This window comes from Leptotrichia sp. oral taxon 879 str. F0557, assembly GCF_000469385.1.
In the GTDB taxonomy this organism is placed as follows: domain Bacteria; phylum Fusobacteriota; class Fusobacteriia; order Fusobacteriales; family Leptotrichiaceae; genus Leptotrichia; species Leptotrichia mesophila.
The window spans coordinates 49,767-69,755 of the sequence record NZ_KI271290.1 but is presented as its reverse complement, the minus strand read 5'-3'; the positions used below and the strand labels follow the sequence as shown (position 1 = coordinate 69,755).

At 29.7% G+C, this 19,989-nt stretch carries 18 protein-coding genes and 1 tRNA gene; 17 read left to right on the top strand and 2 right to left on the bottom strand.

The features are described 5' to 3' along the window. Window positions 1-172 precede the first annotated feature (172 nt). The 9 genes from HMPREF1552_RS12685 (at window position 173) to queA (ending at window position 11,331) form a co-directional block, all read left to right on the top strand. On the top strand, window positions 173-310 hold the full coding sequence (locus HMPREF1552_RS12685; protein WP_021743325.1) for a hypothetical protein: 138 nt from the start codon (window positions 173-175) through the stop codon (window positions 308-310). A 128-nt stretch (window positions 311-438) separates the two neighbouring features. Further along, complete coding sequence (locus HMPREF1552_RS01775) at window positions 439-2,907, top strand: helicase C-terminal domain-containing protein (RefSeq protein ID WP_021743324.1); 2,469 nt, start codon at window positions 439-441, stop codon at window positions 2,905-2,907. 57 nt (window positions 2,908-2,964) lie between these two features. Then, window positions 2,965-5,013, top strand: a complete 2,049-nt coding sequence (locus HMPREF1552_RS01770) for an HD family phosphohydrolase (protein ID WP_021743323.1) — start codon at window positions 2,965-2,967, stop codon at window positions 5,011-5,013. Between the two features lie 22 nt (window positions 5,014-5,035). Next, window positions 5,036-5,497: an rRNA maturation RNase YbeY gene (ybeY, locus tag HMPREF1552_RS01765; RefSeq protein WP_369750432.1), complete on the top strand. Its 462-nt coding sequence runs from the start codon at window positions 5,036-5,038 to the stop codon at window positions 5,495-5,497. A 300-nt stretch (window positions 5,498-5,797) separates the two neighbouring features. Beyond that, on the top strand, window positions 5,798-6,613 hold the full coding sequence (locus HMPREF1552_RS01760) for a diacylglycerol kinase (RefSeq protein ID WP_021743321.1): 816 nt from the start codon (window positions 5,798-5,800) through the stop codon (window positions 6,611-6,613). A gap of 219 nt (window positions 6,614-6,832) precedes the next feature. Next, complete coding sequence (gene prfA / locus HMPREF1552_RS01755) at window positions 6,833-7,915, top strand: peptide chain release factor 1 (protein ID WP_021743320.1); 1,083 nt, start codon at window positions 6,833-6,835, stop codon at window positions 7,913-7,915. Beyond that, window positions 7,908-9,050, top strand: a complete 1,143-nt coding sequence (prmC, locus tag HMPREF1552_RS01750; protein ID WP_021743319.1) for a peptide chain release factor N(5)-glutamine methyltransferase — start codon at window positions 7,908-7,910, stop codon at window positions 9,048-9,050. The genes prfA and prmC overlap by 8 nt, the downstream gene beginning before the upstream one ends. An 86-nt stretch (window positions 9,051-9,136) precedes the next feature. Then, entirely contained in the window at window positions 9,137-10,213 is a 1,077-nt protein-coding gene (locus HMPREF1552_RS01745; protein WP_039900957.1) for a hypothetical protein, read from the top strand. 95 nt (window positions 10,214-10,308) lie between these two features. Further along, the gene (gene queA, locus HMPREF1552_RS01740; RefSeq protein ID WP_021743317.1) at window positions 10,309-11,331 is read left to right on the top strand and encodes a tRNA preQ1(34) S-adenosylmethionine ribosyltransferase-isomerase QueA; all 1,023 of its coding nucleotides are present in this window, start codon (window positions 10,309-10,311) and stop codon (window positions 11,329-11,331) included. A 191-nt stretch (window positions 11,332-11,522) separates the two neighbouring features. Here the strand turns inward: queA and HMPREF1552_RS01735 are convergent, their stop codons facing one another. After that, the gene (locus HMPREF1552_RS01735; protein WP_021743316.1) at window positions 11,523-12,020 is read right to left on the bottom strand and encodes a TlpA family protein disulfide reductase; all 498 of its coding nucleotides are present in this window, start codon (window positions 12,018-12,020) and stop codon (window positions 11,523-11,525) included. 242 nt (window positions 12,021-12,262) lie between these two features. On the opposite strand from HMPREF1552_RS01735, the gene HMPREF1552_RS01730 reads away from it, so the two are divergent. The 3 genes from HMPREF1552_RS01730 to HMPREF1552_RS01720 all read left to right on the top strand — a co-directional run bounded on the left by HMPREF1552_RS01730 (window position 12,263) and on the right by HMPREF1552_RS01720 (window position 14,404). Beyond that, the gene (locus HMPREF1552_RS01730) at window positions 12,263-13,273 is read left to right on the top strand and encodes a YiiG family protein (RefSeq protein ID WP_039900956.1); all 1,011 of its coding nucleotides are present in this window, start codon (window positions 12,263-12,265) and stop codon (window positions 13,271-13,273) included. Between the two features lie 108 nt (window positions 13,274-13,381). Continuing rightward, the gene (locus tag HMPREF1552_RS01725) at window positions 13,382-13,834 is read left to right on the top strand and encodes an OmpA family protein (RefSeq protein ID WP_021743314.1); all 453 of its coding nucleotides are present in this window, start codon (window positions 13,382-13,384) and stop codon (window positions 13,832-13,834) included. A gap of 27 nt (window positions 13,835-13,861) precedes the next feature. After that, window positions 13,862-14,404, top strand: coding sequence for an OmpA family protein (locus tag HMPREF1552_RS01720; protein ID WP_021743313.1), 543 nt, complete (start codon window positions 13,862-13,864; stop codon window positions 14,402-14,404). Between the two features lie 278 nt (window positions 14,405-14,682). Here HMPREF1552_RS01720 and HMPREF1552_RS01715 read toward each other — a convergent pair. Beyond that, a tRNA-Thr gene (locus tag HMPREF1552_RS01715) sits at window positions 14,683-14,758 on the bottom strand. Window positions 14,759-14,908: 150 nt separating this feature from the next. On the opposite strand from HMPREF1552_RS01715, the gene HMPREF1552_RS01710 reads away from it, so the two are divergent. The 5 genes from HMPREF1552_RS01710 (at window position 14,909) to HMPREF1552_RS01695 (ending at window position 19,808) form a co-directional block, all read left to right on the top strand. Then, the gene (locus HMPREF1552_RS01710) at window positions 14,909-15,166 is read left to right on the top strand and encodes a SemiSWEET family transporter (protein WP_021743312.1); all 258 of its coding nucleotides are present in this window, start codon (window positions 14,909-14,911) and stop codon (window positions 15,164-15,166) included. Window positions 15,167-15,363: 197 nt separating this feature from the next. After that, window positions 15,364-18,009, top strand: a complete 2,646-nt coding sequence (locus HMPREF1552_RS01705) for a valine--tRNA ligase (RefSeq protein WP_021743311.1) — start codon at window positions 15,364-15,366, stop codon at window positions 18,007-18,009. A gap of 267 nt (window positions 18,010-18,276) precedes the next feature. Then, window positions 18,277-18,387: a lipoprotein gene (locus HMPREF1552_RS12420; RefSeq protein WP_172618798.1), complete on the top strand. Its 111-nt coding sequence runs from the start codon at window positions 18,277-18,279 to the stop codon at window positions 18,385-18,387. A 45-nt stretch (window positions 18,388-18,432) separates the two neighbouring features. Continuing rightward, window positions 18,433-18,858 (top strand): NfeD family protein, encoded by a 426-nt coding sequence (locus HMPREF1552_RS01700; RefSeq protein ID WP_021743310.1) that lies wholly within the window; start codon window positions 18,433-18,435, stop codon window positions 18,856-18,858. Window positions 18,859-18,893: 35 nt separating this feature from the next. Beyond that, on the top strand, window positions 18,894-19,808 hold the full coding sequence (locus HMPREF1552_RS01695; protein WP_021743309.1) for an SPFH domain-containing protein: 915 nt from the start codon (window positions 18,894-18,896) through the stop codon (window positions 19,806-19,808). The last annotated feature ends 181 nt before the right edge of the window (window positions 19,809-19,989 follow it).

The window sequence follows — 19,989 nt, the reverse complement described above, 5'->3', positions numbered from 1 at the left end:
GCAATTTATAATTTTGAACTATAGGTTGTCGAATTGATCTTAGAAAATAATCTGGCAAAAATATTAGAAAATGACCAAAATCTGAAAGAATTAGTAATAAACATTATTAAAATAGAAGAAGTAATATTTTTATCTTCAGGTAAAAAGAAACCAGAAGGATTTAAAAGAAAAGATGGAAGGGTATCTTGATGATAATGAATTTAGAAAGAAATTAAAGAATGAGAAAATTATAGAAAGAAAACAGAGAGGAAGGCTAGAAACAAAGAAGTATTATATAAAGAAATATTTAAAATTATTTTTTGAGATATAGGGGATCTTGTTAAAAAATAGAGAAATACAAAAGAAATAACTTGAAGTATTTATGTGTTTATTGAGTTTTTTTAAGAAAAGTTGAAAAAAAGCCTATTATATAGTAAAATCTTTACTATAGGAGGAAAGATGAAAATTGCTGAATTTATTAGTGCGAAAGCAATGGAGAGTATGCGTCTCGGAATTAGCGAATCTGGCGGAAATGAAGTGTTTTTTCGTGGAATTCCTGATGGAGAGGGGATAGTTTCTGAGGTAGAAGTTATTGCAAGAGGAAATTCCAGTTCTGTTGCTGCATTATTAAATATGATGAGAAAAAATGAAGTTATAATACATAATCATCCATCTGGAGTGTTGATTCCGTCAGATGAAGATGTGAATATTTCCAGCATGTATGGGGAAGTTGGGGGAGCTTCATACATTGTGAATAACGCTGTGGATGATATTTATGTGATTGTACCTTTAAAAGAATTTATAAAGATAGATATAGATGAATATTTTGGGGAGAATGGAGTTATTCATAAGAATTTTGGTAAATTTGAGGTGCGGCGTGAACAGTATGAAATGGCGAAATTAATTGAAAATAGCATGAATGAGAATAAGAAGCTGATAGTTGAGGCAGGAACTGGTACAGGAAAGACAATAGCCTATTTATTACCTACGTTACTTTATGCTATTGAAAATAATCTGAAAGTGATAGTTTCCACAAATACGATTAATTTGCAGGAACAGCTTGTTAATAAGGACATTCCGCTTTTAAAAAAAATTATTAATGAAGATTTTAATTATCAGATTGTGAAAGGGCGTGGGAATTATCTTTGTAAGAGGAAACTTTATAATATAGATGTTGCAGAGAAAGAAACAGATACGGAAGAGGAAAAAACTGAAAAAAATATTATAAGAAATCTTATTGACTGGGATAAAAATGTTACGAGGACAGGTGATAGGAATGAGCTGAAATACGAAATTTCAAACAGTATCTGGGAAAAAGTGAATAGTGAAGCGGATATGTGTAAAGGAGTAAAGTGTCCATATTATTCAAAATGCCACTTTTTTAATGCTAGAAAAAATGTTGCGGATGCAACACTTCTTATTGTTAATCACCATATGTTCTTTGCAGATTTAGCAATTAGAAATCAGACAGGATTTTATACAAATTATTCAATTTTACCAAATTATGATATTGTTGTTTTTGATGAGGCTCACAATATAGAAGATACGGCTCGAAATTATTTTACTTTTGAAACGTCAAAAATATCATTTGGACGGCTTATGGGGAATATTTATAATAGACGTGTTGTAAATTCCAGCAATGGTGGGGCTATTGTAAGATTAATGACTTATCTGAACGAAAGCCTTTCAAGTGAAGAATATGAAAAAGTTGATGAATTGAAGGAAAATGTTATTGCGGAATTGAACGTATTTTACGATAAAGGAATAGATATTTTTGATAAATTGATTTATCTTTTTTCAGAAAATAATGACAACAGGGAAATCAAAATAAAGATTGATAAGCAGAAAATGCGAAGTAATAAGGCTTTTCGTGAAGTTATGGAAATTAATAGCCAGTTTAAGGAAAGTTATGGAAATTTAGTTATAAGAATTAACAAGTTTTTAAATACTGTGAGCAATTATAATTTAGAAGACAAAGAGGGTTTTTTATTTGAATTTTCAAGATACTATGAAAGATTGAAGCAATATTATAAGAAATTTGAGTTTATTCTGGAAGGGAAAGAAGAAGGGTATGTTTACTGGGCTAATGTTACTACAATTCGTCCAAATGTAAAATTATATGCTACTCCTTTCGATATTTCGGATGAACTGAATGATAATTTGTTTACAAAAATGGATAGGATGGTTTTTACTTCAGCGACACTTGCTGTTGACAATAAATTTGATTATTATAAAAAAAGTATTGGGCTTATGAAGGAAAATCGTAGGAAAATAGACGAAAGGATTGTAAAATCGCCATTTGATTATGAAAAACAAATGAAAGTTTATATTCCAGAAGATGCACTTGATCCAACAAATATCGAATTTTTAAGGGATTTAGAAGAATTTATTGAGGGTGTAATAAAAAATACGAAAGGGCATTGTTTTTTATTATTTACTTCATATAGTGCTTTGAATTTTTTGTACAATCAGTTAAAATCACGTTTCTCAGAAGAGGAATATACGCTTATAAAGCAAAATGATTTTCCAAGGCATGAAATGATAGAAATATTTAAAAATTCTAAAAATCCAATATTATTTGGGACAGACAGTTTTTGGGAAGGTGTAGATGTACAGGGGGAACAGCTGCAATCAGTAATCATCACAAAACTGCCGTTTAAAGTGCCAAATGACCCTGTAACTGAAGCGATTATTGAAAACATTAGAAAAAATGGACAGAACCCGTTTAATGACTATCAAGTTCCGCAAGCTGTAATTAAGTTTAAGCAGGGAGTTGGAAGACTTATTAGAAGCAAGACTGATAGCGGAAATATTATAATTCTAGATAACAGAATAATAAAAAAAATGTATGGAAAAAAATTTTTATCGGCTTTGCCAAGAAACAAGGTAGTTGAAAGTAAAAGTGAAATTTTAAAAAAGATGAAGTAATAGAGCATTGTAAAAGCAAAAAGGGAGTTTTATAAAATTTAGGAAAGGAAAGGGAAAATGAGAGTAAATATACTAGGGCGAGAATTTGTTTTTGAAGTGAAGGAAAGAAAGACTAAAAACAATGAAACACAGTATAAAGTCAAAAACAAGTTCATGTTCAGATTTATTATTTTAACAATAACATTTATGATATTTGGAATAATTATCGAAATGTCAAGGTTAAATGTGAACTATGTTGTTGGAAGCATTGCAAAATCTGATATTGTGGCATACAAAAATGTATCGTATTTTGTAGATATTCTAGATGACAGTATTGAGGAAAAAATAATGAAGACGACACAGCCTGAATTTGATAAAATAAAGGATGTGAATAGAGAAACTATAATTTTGCTTAACAAATTTTTACGTGATGTACGAAATTTATCTGATGATGCAGCGATTAAAGGTTATATAAAAGATAATAAGTACACGTTTTCGGTTGAGGATATTAAGGAAATAAAGGCAAGAACTGAAAATGTTGAGTATTCTGTAAATCTGACGGACATTATATCAGAAATTTATAGTGATGGAATTTATAAAATGGAAAATCTTTCAAAAATAATACGAAAAAAAGATATAAAAGCAGATAATCTGGATATGAAAGTTCTGCAAAATTTTATGAAGCCAAATCTGGTTATTAATGAAGAGGCTACAAAGAAAAAAATTGCAGATAATATGATGTCGTTAAGGGATAAGGAAATTAAAATTTATAAAGGAGATATTATTGTAAAAAAAGGTGAAACTATCGATTCGGATGCACTTTTAAAACTTGAGAAATTAAATTTAGTAAGAAATGGAGATAAATTGAGGAAAATAGTCGGACTTGCTTCTACATTCTCACTTCTTATGATACTAATTTACTATTTGCTTAGAAAAAATGTAAAAAAAATTGTAGAATCGAAGGCATTCTATCCGACACTTATTACAATAGTATTTGTAAATGTTTTCTATATTTTATTTTTAAATAACGAGTTTTTTATTTATTTGCTTCCATTCGCAATGCTTCCTATTATAACAACAATTTTGGGAAATAGAACGTATGCAATTATTTTGACATTTTCAAATATGGTTATCTTGTCAAGAGAAGAATCGTGGTTTTTAGTTACAATAGCAGTTTCACTAGTTGCAGTTTATAAGGCTTCAAATCTTGTGAGTAGAAGTGATATTGTAAAATTGAGTTTCTTTTTAGGAATATTTCAAGCATTGATGGCATTTAGCTATGGATTAGTCAATCAGTCAAGTTTTGGGTTAATTATGTTAATGATAGTGTTTTCAGTATTTTCAGGAATTTTAACTGGAATGGTGTCGCTTGCGGTTCTGCCGTATTTTGAAGACTACTTTGAAATTCTGACGACAATGAAATTACTAGAATTAAGTGATTTTTCACATACCTTGCTTAGACAGCTTCTTATGAAAGCACCAGGAACTTTTCATCATAGTATAATGGTTGGAGCTCTTGCGGAAGGAGCGGCTGAAAGTATAGGAGCAAATGCTACTTTTGCAAGAATTGCCTCATATTATCATGATATTGGAAAAATGAAGCGTCCAGAGTTTTTTGTGGAAAATCAGCGGGATGGAGTTAATCCCCATAATAAGATAAAACCATCATTAAGTGCATTAATATTGACTTCGCATACAAAAGATGGCTATATTATGGGAAAAGAGAATAAACTGCCAAAGGAAATATTGGATGTAATACTGCAACATCACGGTACAACGCTAACACAATATTTTTATTACAAAGCACTAGAAAGTGGAGAAGAAGTTGTGGAAAGTAATTTTAGATACAGCGGGCCTAAGCCAAAAACAAAAGAATCAGGAATAATCCTTCTGGCAGATACGGTAGAAGCGGCAACAAGAACGCTTGAAAATAAAAGCAAGGAAGGAATCGAAAACTTTATCAGATATTTGGTGAAATCTAAAATTGAAGACAAGCAGTTAAGTGACTCCGACTTGACTTTGGGAGAGATAGAAACTGTAGTACAGTCATTTATAAATACCCTGCAAGGTGTTTATCACGAGAGGATAAAATATCCAAAAATGGATGAAAAAGCTAAAAAAAATTAAAAATATAAAAATGGAGAAAATTATGGTAGAAATAGATATAACTTATGATATTGAAAAAATTGACAATTTTTTTGATGAACCTAAAATAAATGAATTTGTGAGCTATATTCTAAAAAATGAATATAAAGAAGAATTTGACAAAAACGAATACTATCTTTCATTACTAATTACAACAAATGATAAAATTCAGAAAATAAACCGTGAGTATCGCCAAAAAGATACTCCAACTGATGTAATTTCCTTTGCCTATAATGAAACTGAAAACTTTGGAGCAGTAAATATGTTAGGTGACATTGTAATCTCAATTGAGCGTGTAAAAGAGCAGTCTAGCGAATATAGGCATTCTGATGAGCGGGAATTTTATTATGTATTATGTCATGGAATGCTGCATTTACTTGGATACGATCATATTGAAGAGGAAGATAAAGTTGTCATGAGAAGAAGAGAAGAAGAAATTTTGAGTAAATTTAACTATAATAGATGATAATTTTATATAAAATCCTCTTGGAAAATAGAAACTGTATTAAAAACAATAAGTTTTAATTTCTTACTAAAGTATATAATTCAGAACTTATTGAACATTCGCCTTTAAGTGAAAAACAGTATTAATAAAAATTATCAAGCAAAATTGTAAGGGCATAGCATTTGATAAACTTATGTAAAAAAGTATAAAAAAATAATTATTAATGAAATAATGTAAAAATAGAATGTTAATACATTCTATAAAAATAAAAAAATTAATACTTAAATTAAAATCTATTGAAATTAGAAAGGAGTAAAAATTTTGGGAGAAAAAAATAAAAAAGAGAAGAAATCAATTTTTGGGTTATTTCATAAAAAAGATAGATACAATTGGGACATTAAAAAAGAGAGGGCAAGAGATAAAAGGCTTGTGGACAGTTTTAATTTTGCGATTGATGGGATGATTTCGGCATTGCAGAACGAAAAACACATGAAAGTACATATACTTGCTGCAATTGTTATTGTGATTTTAGCAATTCTTATAAATGCAAGTAAGGTAGAAATCCTTATAATTTCATTGTCGGTGTCATTTGTAATAATTACAGAACTTATAAATACAGCAGTTGAGGCACTTGTGGATTTGATTTCGCCTGAACGTCATCCTCTTGCAAAATTAGCTAAGGATGTGGCGGCTGGAGCAGTTTTAATTGCTGCGATTAATGCACTTTGTGTAGGTTATCTGCTATTTTATGATAAATTACTGGATATTTTTGACGGCACAAATAAATTGCATGTTATTGCAGGAAGAAAAGGGAATATCTCGATTTTAATATTAATTCTAGTTGCAATCCTTGTGATTGTTCTTAAATCGTTTTTTCAAAAGGGAACACCACTTGAAGGTGGAATGCCAAGTGGACATAGTGCGATAGCTTTTTCAGCATTTGGAATACTTTTATTTATGACTTCAGATGTGAGAATATTGATATTAGGCTTCTTTATGGCTGCATTAGTTGCACAGAGCAGGGTTAAGTCTGGAATTCACAGTATTAGAGAAGTACTGGCTGGAGGATTGCTTGGTTTTTCAGTTTCGTTTATTATATTGTTTGTAATGATGAAATTTGGAATTTTATATAATTAAAAATTGAAAAAAGTTAAAAAATGTGTTATAATAACTGTTAGTAAATATTATTATAATAAAATAATTTTATAAAAATACCGCTTTAAATTTGGGCCTAAAACCTATAATTATAATTAGTTATATGGATTTTAGATTTCAATCAGTTTTATCAAATCTGATTTTTAAAAAGTTCAAATATAATATAAAAAATAGGAAAATTTAGGAGTTGAAAAATAAATTATGTTTCAAAAATTAGACGATGTTGTCTTAAAGCATAAAGAACTTACAGAAATGCTTATGGATCCTGAAGTTGTTTCAGACCCAAAGAAAATTATGGAGTATAATAAGGCTTTAAACAGCATTGATGAAGTTGTTCAAAAATATACATATTACAAAAATCGTAAAGAGGAAATGGAAAGCCTAAAAGAAGACTTGAAATCTGAAAAAGATTCAGAAATGAAAGAAATGATGCTTGAGGAAATTCATTCAATTGAAGAAGAAATTCCCCATCTTGAAGAAGAATTAAAAATTCTTTTACTTCCAAAAGATCCTAATGATGATAAAAATGTTATCATGGAAATCCGTGCTGGAGCGGGTGGAGATGAAGCGGCATTATTTGCAGCTGATATTTTCAGAATGTTTACAAGATATGCAGAAAGAAACCGTTGGAAAACTGAAATCATTGATAAAAGTGAAATCGGTGTTGGTGGATTGAAGGAAGTAACATTCTTAATCAAAGGAAACGGAGCGTATTCAAGATTAAAATTTGAAAGTGGAGTTCATCGTGTACAAAGAGTTCCAGCTACTGAATCTTCTGGAAGAGTTCACACATCTACAATTACAGTTGCAGTACTGCCAGAAATAGACGATGTAAGTGAAGTTGAAATTAATCCAAGTGATTTGAAGATTGACACATACAGATCAAGTGGAGCTGGAGGACAGCACGTAAATACTACAGATTCTGCTGTAAGAATTACTCACTTGCCAACTGGACTTGTAGTAACTTCGCAAGATGGACGTTCGCAAATAAAAAATAGAGAAGCTGCAATGAAAGTACTAGCTTCTAAGTTGTATGAAATGGAATATGAAAAACAAAGAAGTGCAGTTGAAAATGAAAGACGTTCACAAGTTGGAAGTGGAGATAGATCAGAAAAAATCAGAACATATAATTTTCCTCAAGGAAGAGTTACTGATCATAGAATTAAGCTGACACTTCATAGGCTAGATGGTGTTCTAGATGGAGATTTAGACGAAATGATAGATGCCTTAATTGCTTATGAACAGGCTGAATTATTAAAAGAAGTTGGAAGTGGAAATGAATAATTTACTGGATATATTGAATAAATCGGTTAATTATTTAGAAAAAAAAGGTGTAAAAAATGCTAGATTGACAGCAGAAAGTATCATTTCAGAAGTAATGGGAATGGAAAGAATTATGCTCTATGCTGAATTTGAGCGTATGTTATCAGAAGATGACTTAAAAAAAATTAGAGAAAAACTAAACGATATAACAAATGATGATAAAAAAATATCTGACAATAATAATTTTGAAAATATAGAAAAATCTGAAAAGCAATTAAAATCACTGTTTGATAAAAGCATTTCATATCTTGAAAAAAATAATATTGATGAAAGTAAGTTAATTGCGGAAATTATATTTTCACATGTTTTAAATATTGATAGAATGATGCTTTTTACAAAGTACAGAGATGAAATTGAAAATGAAAAAATTGAAAAAATCAGATATTTTATTCAAAAAATTGGGCGTGAAAAATTTCCAGTTCAGTATTTGCTAAATGAACAGGAATTTTATGGAAGAAAATTTTACGTTGACAAGGGAGTTTTGATTCCACGTCAGGATACAGAAGTTTTAGTTGAAAAAATGATTGATATTTTGAAAAATGATATTACAAAAAATGAAAATTCAAAAATTCATCCTAAAATACTTGATATTGGCGTTGGAAGTGGTATAATAGGAATAACTGCTGCATTAGAAGTAGAAAATTCTTATGTACTAGGTGTGGATGTTTCTGAAAAAGCACTTAATACTGCTGAAAAAAACAAAGAACTTTTAAAAGTTTCAAATATAAAATTTTTAAAATCAGATTTATTTGAAAATATTGAATTTAATCAGTTTGATATGATAGTGTCAAATCCACCATATATTTCCCTTAATGAAATAGGTATTATGTCAGATGACACTTTATTACACGAGCCGAGTGAAGCACTTTTTGCAGAAAATGACGGATTATATTTTTATTATGAGATTTGTCAGAAGGCATCTGATTATTTAGCTGATTTTGGTTATTTATTGTTTGAAATTGGCTATAAACAGGGAAAAAATGTTGCTGAAATTATGACAAGCTCAGGTTTTAAAAATATTGAAGTTATAAAAGATTTAGTTGGATTGGATAGAGTTGTCGTAGGACAGAAAATTATAAATAAAATTAAAAATTAACAAAAAATATTAAATAATTTTAGATTTTTAAATATTTTATTTTGAAAATTAAAAATTATCTAATAAAAAGGAATGGAGATGAATCAATGGTTAGTGATAGGAGAATTTTTAAAAAGACAGGAGCGTTATTGTTAGGATTAACATATTCAATAATATCATTTGGAAGTGAGAATATCAAAGAAGCAATTTCATCATCAGAAAGTGTCGAAAATGTAAATATGCCAAAATCTGAGCCAAAATTAGTCGCATCATCAAAAACAAATAATTCTCAGCTGGAAAAGTTAATTAAAAATCAGTATAACAATAAAAGTATTGACTTAAATGTAAATACAAGTTTGAGAAATATGCGTGATAGCGGAAGTTATGAGCGACCAAATGTAAATACTTACACAGCAAATAGAAAAACTCAGCAAGGAACTCCAGATATGAAATTATCAAAAGAGCAATTGCTGGCTGTAGCTGAAAGAATTTTTCAAAATGAAACAGGTGGAGTTAGAAATAATCTAGTAGACTGGAATGATGGAGAGAATTTCCCTTCACTTGGTATAGGACATTTTACTTGGTTTAAAGCAAGCGGTGGAAGAAGTGGATTTGGAGACAGTTTGCCAGATATGATAGCATATTATAAGCAAAAAGGTGTTAGTCTACCTAAATTACTGACAGATTTTAGATATTCTCCATGGAATAGTAAATCAGAACTGATGGCTAAAAAGGCTAGTGGAGACAAGGATATTGAAGAACTAATAGCATTTTTTGATAATACAAGAGATATTCAAGTTATGTTTATATATGACAGATTAAAGAGTTCTCTTGATAAAATGATAGAAGCGTCTTCAAATAAAGAAAATTTAAGAAATCAATTTGAAAGAATGGTAAATACTCCTAATGGACTTTATGCGTTGATTGATTATGTAAATTTTAAAGGTGAAGGATTAAAAGGTGTTTCTTCATATAATAATATAGCTTGGGGATTAAGACAAGTGCTTGAAAATATGAAAGGAACAGCAGTAGGACAAAGTGCATTAGTAGAATTTAGTAATTCTGCCAAAGATGTATTGGCAAGGCGTGTAAGAAATGCTCCAAGAAATGAAAGAAGATGGCTACAAGGTTGGTATAACAGAGTAGACACTTATAAAACTTTTGAAATTGGAAGAGCATATTAATATAATAATAATTATGGCAGGGAATTTAATAATTCCCTGTTTCCTTTAAAATAAATAGAAATAAAAAAAATATAGAAATAGGAGAAATAAATCAAATGAAAATTTCAGATTTTGATTTTGAACTGCCTGAGGAACTGATAGCACAGCATGCTGTAAATCCTAGAGATCATTCAAAATTATTAGTGTTAAATAAAAAAGAAAAAACATTGGAACATAAAAAATTTTATAATATTATAGATTATTTGAAAAAAGATGATGTTTTAGTAATTAATCGTACGAAAGTTATTCCTGCAAGACTGTTTGGACATAAGGAAAATGGGGTTGTACTGGAATGTTTTCTTTTAAAAAGATACGACTTATATACATGGGAAGTTTTGTTAAAACCTGCTAAAAAATTAAAAATTGGACAGAAACTTATATTTTTGGAAGGAGTTTTGGAGGCGGAACTTCTAGAAATAAAGGAAGATGGGAATAGAATTATAAAATTTAATTTTGAAGGAAGATTTGAGGAAATTTTGGATAAATTGGGAGAAATGCCACTTCCACCATATATTATGGAAAAATTGGAGGACAAAAATAGATATCAAACTGTTTATGCTAAGGAAGGTGAATCAGTAGCCGCTCCAACAGCGGGACTTCATTTTACAAATGAGCTTCTAGACAAAATTCGTAAAAAGGGAGTTATTATTACAGAAGTATTTTTGGATGTGGGGCTTGGAACATTTCGTCCAGTACAGGTGGAAAATGTGCTAGATCATAAAATGCACAGTGAAAAATATCGAATACCCGAAGAAACTGCCAAAATTATCAATGAGGCTAAAAAAAATGGGAATCGTGTAATTGCAGTAGGAACAACATCAGTAAGAACATTGGAATCTTCTGTTGATGAGAATGGAAAATTAATAGCTTCTAAGGGAGATACAAATATCTTTATTTATGGAGATTATGAATTTAAAATTGTAGATGCAATAATTACAAATTTTCATTTGCCAAAATCTACATTAATTATGTTAATTTCAGCATTTGGTGGAAAAGAATTTGTTTTTGAGGCGTATAAGAAGGCAGTTGAAGAAAAGTATAGATTTTATAGTTTTGGAGATTCGATGTTTATTTATTAAAAAATATAAATTATATTAATAAAAAAAAATTAAATACTTACGAAATTTATAAACAATTCAAAATTTATAAAGTATCTAGTTTTATAAAGTAAAATAGTGTAAAATTGAACTTTTTAGATAAAAAAATATGAGCTAAATTCTTAATATTTTTAAGATTAGTTCATATTTTTTGTTTTTACATTTAAATAAGCTTATTTACCAGAAGAAAATAACTCGCTTAATTTATCATAAGTCACAACACCATTTTGAATATCCTGAATTACAGAATTTTGGATTTTTAAGTTATATGGAACAGACTTAATCTTAAAGGCGTTCATTAGAGATCTGTCAAGATCATAGTATACAGGAAAAGTGAAGCCATTTTCATCTATAAATTTTTTTGAATCTGATAATGTTGTATTTTTACTTATAAAAATAACGGCAACATTTACAGAATCTTTGTTTTCTTCATAGAATCTTTGAATTTCAGGAAGCTCATGTTGGCAGTATGGACACCATTCAGCAACAAAAACAAGTAATGTTGGATTTCCATTATTTAAAATTTTGTGGCTTTTTATTTTTGTTCTATTAAAATCCATAAGTTCGAAACTTGGAAGTTTTGCTCCTTTTCTTACATTAATTTCAGAATTTTTTCCATATCCGACTAAAAATGTCAGAAACATTGTAATAATAATTAATAATTTTCTCATTTTTCTTCCTTTCTATTATATTTATTTAAAAATCTTTAGATATATTATATAACATTCTTTGGAATATGTAAAATAAAATTTTTTCATTCAAATATATTATTTTTATTTGACATTATCTATAAAAATTATTATAATTATATAGATAGTAAAATAGATTTAAAACGAAACTCAAAGGAGTAAGAAAAAATAAGAGTTATTATATGGATTTAAAGTTATTTTAAATGAAGGAGTGGAGATATTATATGAAGAAAATTGGAATAATAGTGATAATAATGTCAGTTATTGTATCTTTATCACTACTGAAAAAAAAGCCAGAAGAAGAAATTGTAAAAAAACCTTCTAAAGAACAGATTATATTAGAACAGAACAAAGAGAAATATAGTAAACATATACGGTTTTATAATCGAATTTTAAATATTGATAAAGGACTTTTGTATTATTTTGAAGATGCTGGAATGGATAAAAAATTCAAGAATATACAAAATGAAGAAGTTGTAGCTGATATAGCGATAGATAAAAACTTTATTGACAAATTGAAAGAACTTTCTGAAAGTAATGAAAAAAAAGATGATATGGATAAAAAAGCGGAAGCTATAATTCCAATACTTGAAAAAATGTTACCAATTACGGATAAAATGAGAACTTATTATAAAAATAAGGAATATACAAAAGATAATTATGCAAAAGCTCAAATTTTACATACTGAGTTGCTTGCCTGTATGGATAAGTATAATCAGGTTACAGAAAGTTACAAAGAAGTATTCCAGAAAAAATCAGATGAAATTAAAAAGCTGATGATAAAAGATTATGACAAGAGAAAGCAGTATATTACGTATAATCAATTTATGTTCATCGAAGAAGGCGATCAGATTATAAAGGAAATACATAAGCAAGGGCTTGATGCAAGTGATTTTACTACAAAAGGGAATGCAAAAAAATTCAAAAAATTGGAAGAAAAAATGGATAAAGCCTTTATAAAATTTGAAAAATCTATAAAAAATACAAAACAGCTTGGAAAAGAAGGATATAATCCTGGAGATCATAGTGAATTTATTCAGAAAGCAAATAAATTTAAGCAATCTGTAAATGTATTTATCCAAAGAATAGAGAAAAAGGAAAAAGCCTCACATTCGTCTGTAAGTGATAGTTTCTTTGCACAGACTGAAGAAGGGACACCAGAAAATGTACTTGCAAACTTCAATGAAGTAATAAAGGAACACAACAAATTATTAGCAAAAAAAACTAAAAAATAATAATTAAAATTAATTTATGAAAGAAAGATTTGATTTTATCAGATTTTTCTTTTTTTTTACAAAAATATGATATAATTCTAGTGAAAAAAGTGTTAAGGAGTGATAGTAATGAAGAAAGCAGTTATATTTTTAGTGATGGCAGTTGGAATAAATGCAATGGCACATTTAGGAGGACCTTGTTCTGTAAGTGAGAAAAAATGTGTTATAAGAGGATTTAAGGTAGATGGAAATATTCTGAATGAATCAGAAGCTTCTAGTATTAGGGAGATTGTTGATATATTGAATAAATATGGCAAATCTGGAACAATTGATATTATAGGATATACAGATTCTACGGGTTCACAAAGACATAATTTAAAATTATCAGAAACAAGGGCAAAAAACTTTGCAAGATTAATGAGAGAATTTGGGCTGGATAAAAGATTTTCCTTTGGAAAAATAAAAGGTGAAGGAGCAAATTTGCTTGTGGATACAGATGACAGAGTTGAAGGCAGATACAATAACCGAAGAGTTGAAATTCTTTTGAATAATGTAGAATTTAAAAATCAAGAAAATAAGTAAAATTAGAATTTTAAAGCAAAAAAGATTATGAAAAAATTAATTATACTTTTGATGATAGTAATAGATATGAGTGTACAGACAGAGGAAATTAGAAAAAAAGAAGAAAAAATTAATATGGGAAATACTAATTATATTCCAGAAACCCCAATGTCAACTCAGATAAATTTTGGATTTTCGCCTTGTATTATAACAGATAGAAAATGTGTAGTTCATGGATTTAAGGTAGGTGGAGAAAAAGTGAATGAATCTGAAAGTTATGATTTGAAATACATTGCAAATATGCTTAATGTCCATATAGAAAAAGGTTCTCTTGAAATTATAGGGCATACAGATTCAACTGGTTCAAAAAAACATAATCGAAAATTATCTTTGGAAAGGGCAGTAAATGCAGCTAAATTATTGCGGGAATATGGATTAGATAAAAGATTTTCCATTGTGAAAATTATAGGAAAAGGTGGGGAAGAACCTATTGATACAAATGAAACTGTAGAAGGAAGATATAATAATAGAAGAATTGAAATCATTTTAAATGATTTGGAATATAAGGAATCAAGATTTATAAATGAATAAATATAAAATGTATTTAAAGAGATATTATAGTAAAACTAGTTTAAAATAGAACTCAAAAATTATGACTATTTTACTTAAACCCTAAATTATATAATTTCAATCAGTTCAATTTTAAATAGATTCGAGTATATTATAAATTTTTATGATTATTGTTCTTTTTGAGTTATAAAATATTTTATGATTTAATACCAAAAGTTAAAGTTGATATTTTCAAAAAAAAAACTATTTTATTTTAATAAAATAGTCCTAAAATTATAATATGAGTGATTTTTATAAAGTGGTGCCGCTTGTCGGACTCGAACCAACCACCTACTGATTACAAGTCAGTTGCTCTACCAGATGAGCTAAAGCGGCAAAATTTACAAAGATATTATATCGGATTTTTATTGTAATGTCAAGGGAAATTTAATTTGATTTTTTATTGTTTTTTCAAAAGACTTTGTGATATACTTTTATTATTAAAACTTGTTAATTTTATTGAAATTTAAAAGATTGGAGAACAAAGTGAACGAAAAAAACTTAAAAATTTTAGGATGGATTGGAACATTACTTTCTGTAATAATGTATGTATCTTATGTTCCACAAATAGTAGGAAACCTACATGGGAACAAAACATTTTTCTTACAGCCTTTAGCAGCAGCAGTTAACTGTACGATATGGACAAGTTATGGGCTTTTAAAGGAAAAAAAAGATTATCCTTTATCAGCAGCAAACTTTCCAGGGGTAGTCTTTGGGCTACTTGCAACAATTACAGCATTTTAGAAATTTAATTTTAAAGATTTAATATGAAAAGTTCAAAAGTTCATTTGAATGATGATTAATCATTTTAGTGAGCTTTTTTTGTTAATTTTTTTATAAAAGTAGAAAAAAAGTCATCTTTGTGATAAAATATACAATATAATTTAAGAAATAAAAAAATTTAATAAAAACTATATATAATTAAAACAGGAGGAAAAATAATGCCAAATGAACTGAATAAAGTTTATTCACCAAATGAGATAGAAGATAAATGGTATAAAATATGGGAAGAAAAAGGATATTTTAATGCACAGCACAATGCAGAAAAGCCAGGATATTCAATTGCCATTCCACCACCAAATGTTACAGGGATTTTACATATGGGTCATATGCTTAACAACTCAATACAGGATGCGATTATTAGATATAAGAGAATGAGCGGATTTGATACACTTTGGATTCCAGGGATGGATCATGCTGGGATTGCTACGCAAAATAAAGTTGAGAGAATGCTGGCTGATGAAGGAACTTCTAAAGAGGAAATTGGGTATGATGAGTTTTTGAGAAGAACTTGGGAATGGAAGGAAAAGCATGGCGGGCTGATTACGAAGCAGCTTAGAAAACTAGGAGTCTCGCTGGACTGGACAAGAGAGAGATTTACTATGGATGAAGGGCTTTCGGAAGCTGTAAAGGAAGTGTTTATCAAACTTTACAATGATGGGCTTATTTATCGTGGAGAATACATTGTAAACTGGTGTCCGCATGACAAGACAGCACTTGCTGATGATGAGGTAAATCATGAGGATAAAAATGGAAAAATCTGGGAAATTAGATACCCGATTAAAGATAGTGATGAAGAATTTGTAATTGCTACGACTCGTCCTGAAACAATGCTTGGAGATACAGGGGTTGCAGTAAATCCAAATGATGAAAGATATAGACACTTGATTGGAAAAACTGTAATTTTGCCTCTTATGAACAGAGAAATTCCAATTGTGGCAGATGAATATGTGGATATGGAATTTGGTACTGGGGTAGTTAAAATGACTCCGTCACACGATCCTAATGACTTTGAAGTGGCAAAAAGAACTGGGCTTGCATTTTTAAATATTTTTACAGAAGATGCGCATGTAAATGAAAATGGTGGGAAATATCAGGGGCTAGAAAGATTTGCAGCTAGAAAGGCTATACTTGCTGATTTGGAAGAGCAGGGACTGCTAGTTGGAGTAAAAGATCATAAAAATGCTGTGGGGCATTGCTACAGATGTAATTCGGTTATTGAACCAAGAGTTTCTACGCAATGGTTTGTAAAAATGGAGCCGCTTGCAAAAAGAGCATTGGAAGTTGTAAAAAATAGAAAAATTCAAATTACGCCAAAAAGATGGGAAAAAGTTTATTACAACTGGCTAGAAAACATAAGGGACTGGACAATTTCACGTCAAATCTGGTGGGGACACAGAATACCTGCCTATTATGCAGAAGACGGAACAGTTTTTGTAGCAAAAAGTCTGGAAGAGGCAAAAGTGCAGGCACGTGAAAAATTTGGAAAAGATGTGAACTTGACAGAAGAAACAGATGTGCTTGATACTTGGTTTTCATCAGCATTATGGCCATTTTCAACATTAGGTTGGCCAAATGAAACTGAAGACTTAAAAAAATTCTTTCCAACAAATGCACTTGTTACAGGGGCAGACATATTGTTCTTCTGGGTAGCAAGAATGGTAATGATGAGTCTTTACATAAAAAATGAAATTCCATTTAGTTATGTTTATTTGCACGGAATTATACGGGATGAAAAAGGTAGAAAAATGAGTAAATCTCTAGGAAATTCGCCTGATCCGCTTGATTTGATAGCAAAATACGGTGCAGATGCAATAAGATTCAGCTTTTTATACAATACTTCACAAGGGCAGGACATTCATTTTTCAGAAAAACTGCTTGAAATGGGTTCAGCTTTTGCAAATAAAGTATGGAATGCATCAAGATTTGTATTGTCAAATCTGGAAGATTTTGATGTTTCAACAACTGTGGATAATTCAGAATTTAAACTTGAAGATAAATGGATTTTATCTAAATTGCAGACTGCTTCAAAATTGATTAATGAAAATATGGAAAAATATGAACTGGACGCTGCTGCAAAATTAGCATACGAATTTTTCCGTGGAGATTTTTGTGACTGGTATGTTGAAATTGCCAAAACACGTGTATATGGACAGGAGGGTAGTGATAAAGTTGTGGCACAATGGGTGTTAAGACACGTTCTTGATAAAGGCCTTAAAATGCTGCATCCATTTATGCCGTTTATTACTGAGGAAATTTGGCAAAAATTACAAACGGGCGAAGAAACGATTATGTTATCAGATTTTCCAAAAGAGGAAAAAGAGTTTATAAATGTCAAGGCTGAAAAGGAATTTGACTATCTGAAGGAAATTATTTCGGCAATTAGAAATATCCGTGGAGAAGCAAATGTTTCCCCATCTAAGAAAATTGAAGTTATTTTCAAGACAGCTGATGAAAATGCAAGAAATATTTTACAAAATAATGCCAAAATACTGGATAAACTGGCAAATGTTGAAAAATATGAATTTAATGTGGAAATTCCAAAACTTGTAGGATTTAGATTGGTTGATACAACTGAGATCTATGTTCCGTTAGCAGAGTTAATTGATTTAGACAAGGAAATTGAAAAATTGGAGAAAAGTATTGAAAAAACTCAAGTTGAACTGGATAAAGTATTGAAAAAATTATCTAATGAGAATTTTGTTGCAAAAGCAAAACCTGAAGCTGTGGAAAAAGAAAGAAGAATAAAAGAAGAGCTTGAAAACAAAATTGCCAAGTTTAAGGAATCAATGAATTTGTATAAATAGTATTGGGATTTAAGCCATCAGACAAGTTTAATGAATAAAAAACTTGAAAAATTAAGATTATAATTGTAAAATACATTAAACAAAATAAATTTAAAATGGAGGAAATATGAGAAAGCTTTTGATATTGGTCTTATTGGCTTTAGCTTTAAGTTCGTGCTTATCAGCTAATGTAGGTGTTGGACCAGGTGGATTGCATGGTGGAGTTGGAGTTTATTTCTAGATTTTAAGCCAACTAAATGGAAAAAATTTTTTAAGAGGTGAGATAAAATGAAAAAACTAATTATTTTGATTATGATTTTGTTCACGCTTGCGGCTTGCAGCAGTACTGGAAAAGGGACAAATTCGATTCATGTTGGAGTAGGTGTTTCAGGACTTTAAGATTTTGTAGCTGAAGTATTTATCAGAAAAAAAGGAGAGAGAAAAATGGGAGCATTATTTTGGGCAATTTTGTCAGGAATAACAGCAATTCTGGAAATAATTATTCCAGGGCTTGTAACAATTTGGTTTGCACTTTCAGCTTTAATTGTAATGTTTCTTGCAAATTTTATAGAAGATTCGCTAATACAGTTTTTAATATTCGCTGTGCTTTCAGTAATTTTCCTAATATTTACACGTCCAGTCTTGAGAAAATACATTGAATCGCAAAGAAAGACAAATTTTGATGCGAGCATGAAAGGGACTGATATAAAAATTGAAAAAGTAGTCGATACTAAACAAGCTGAAAAGGAATATGAAGTAAAATTTAAAGGATCCATTTGGACAGGAGTAAGCGAGGAAATATTGTCAAATGGAGAAATTGTTAAAATTAAAGGTTTTAAAGGCAACAAGATAATTCTTGAAAGAAAGTAATAATTTTTTAAATAAAAATAGGAGGTAATATTATTATGTACTGGACTTTACCATTAATAGTTATTCTTATTGTAATAGCGTTAATTTACATTTTTAAATCAATAAAGATTGTACCGGAATCACGTGTACTTATTATTGAAAAATTGGGAAAATACGATAGATCTTTAAATTCAGGACTTAGTTTTCTGAATCCATTTTTTGACAGGGTTGCAAGAAGCGTTTCTTTAAAAGAACAAGTTGTGGATTTTCCGCCTCAGCCTGTTATTACAAAGGATAACGCCACAATGCAAATTGATACAGTTGTTTATTTTCAGATAACTGATCCAAAGCTGTATACTTATGGAGTAGAGCGTCCACTTTCAGCAATTGAAAATTTGACAGCGACAACTTTGAGAAATATTATTGGAGATATGACAGTTGATCAGACATTGACTTCAAGAGATATTATCAACACAAAAATGCGTCAAGAACTGGATGATGCCACAGATCCTTGGGGAATAAAAGTAAACCGTGTGGAATTGAAAAGCATCTTGCCACCAGCTGACATTCGTGTAGCAATGGAAAAGGAAATGAAGGCAGAACGTGAAAAAAGGGCAAACATTCTGGAAGCACAAGCAAAAAGGGAAGCGGCAATCTTGGTTGCGGAAGGAGAAAAACAGGCTGCAATTTTAAGAGCAGAAGCTAAAAAAGAACAGCAGATAAAAGAAGCAGAAGGGCGTGCAGAAGCAATCTTATCAATTCAAAAAGCACAAGCAGAAGCATTGAAACTGTTAAACGAAGCTGCACCAACAAAAGAGGTATTGTCATTAAAAGGAATGGAAACATTTGAAAAAGTGGCAGATGGAAAATCAACAAAAATCATTATTCCAAGCGAGTTACAAAATCTGGCTGGAATGGTTACCGCATTTTCGGAACTTGCTAAAAAAGATAAAGATGTGGAACAAAAATAGGATATATGGGACTGGACAAAATGTCCAGTCTTTTTTTTTGAAAATTTTTAAATTACATATATTGTAATAATATAATCTTGAAAAAAATAGTTTTATACTAAATTTGATTTAAAATTTTTATAATAGGTTAATTTATAGTTATTCAAGTAAATTATTTTTTATATATTTTGATTAATAAATA